2 protein-coding genes are annotated in these 1,318 nt (G+C 65.1%); both read left to right on the plus strand.

Annotated features, from left to right (window positions below):
• On the plus strand, nucleotides 1–899 hold an 899-nt coding region (locus ACFWN1_RS33315; protein ID WP_384370518.1), incomplete at its 5' end, for a hypothetical protein.
• 52 nt (nucleotides 900–951) lie between these two features.
• On the plus strand, nucleotides 952–1,113 hold the full coding sequence (locus ACFWN1_RS33320; protein WP_384370520.1) for a hypothetical protein: 162 nt from the start codon (nucleotides 952–954) through the stop codon (nucleotides 1,111–1,113).
• The last annotated feature ends 205 nt before the right edge of the window (nucleotides 1,114–1,318 follow it).

The following is a 1,318-nucleotide window of genomic DNA, read 5'->3' on the forward strand; positions in this document are numbered from 1 at the left end:
CGGGGTATTTCCGTGGTGCTGGCACTGATGTGGTTCTCCTTCGCCAGGATCGTAACCCTGGCATCAGGGACTCCACGAAACAGGGTGCAGCTCACAGCGCCTCGACCGACCACACAGCCTTCGAACGCGAACTGTCCGCCACGGTGGTGCACCTGCTGGCCCACCTCAGTGCCAGGCCCACCAAGGCGTTCATGTCCTTGGTGGAGACAACATTCGCCCGCGGACTCCTGCACAAACTGATCAGCGGCCGCCCCTACGACGAAGCCGCCGGTCTGCTGACCGAGGCCCACTACGACACCCTGCGGCAAACCGCCATGCCGCCGTGGTCGGACACGGCATTCCAGCCGCCCACCGCCCCGCAACTCGCCCATCCCACGACACCGGGCCCCGGCTACGACCGCACCAGAGCACTCGACATGATCCGCGACAACTACACCGACCTGCCCCAGGTACTCAGCGAGACACTGCCCCGTGTCCTGGCCGACCCCGACACCCGCACAGGACTGCAGGAACTGCGCGAGGAAGGATGGCTCGACTGGCAGATCCTGCTGGCCCTGGCCAACATCGCCGCTAACCTGCGGCTGCAGCAGGCCAGCCCGGGCAGCATTCCCCAGGACTATCCCACCCGCTTCTTCCGGACACCGGAAAGCCACTACACAACCGCACTGCCCCTGAACGCCTTCACCGTTGACAGCCTGCGCGCACAGATGGACGTGACCCTGCTGGCCGTCGCCCAACGCCGCTGGAAACTGGGCTCCGCCGTGACGACCCCCAACCCGCAGGCGTTCAAGGAGCTGTTGACCACCCGCTACAACTACGCGACAGATGACATTCCGCACCGCGACCTACTCAACGGCGCCCCGGACGAGCGCGGGCCCCTGCTTCCTCCGGGCACCTGAAGAATAACCGGGCGAGATGCCCCGAGTCCCGTACGTGGAAGTGCGCCCTCTCATGGATGAGAGAACGGCCTCCGACATGTGTTTTCGCGCGGCCGGGGCGACAGGAGAGGAGCATCCGCGTGGCACGTCCAAGATCCGGATCACGCTCTGCCACGGCGCCCGACAGGGAACCCCGAAGGCCGTCATCAATCAGGAGGTCGACGTGCTGGGCTGATCCGTCCACTTCCCGGATCTTCACCACGGCCGGCGCTGCGATCAAAATCCCTGCACCGGCCACTGGTCCCCAGAGCTGGTCCCCAAGTCAACCTCGCTAAACCTTCGGCCTAGCCTCGCGCTTTCACGAGGTGGGGTGTCCGAGGCTTGATCAGATAAGCGGAGAGTGCTCCTGACCTGGAACGATGGGACTTGTCTAGGGTCCA

The sequence above is a fragment of the Streptomyces sp. NPDC058459 genome (assembly GCF_042721685.1).
GTDB lineage: Bacteria > Actinomycetota > Actinomycetes > Streptomycetales > Streptomycetaceae > Streptomyces.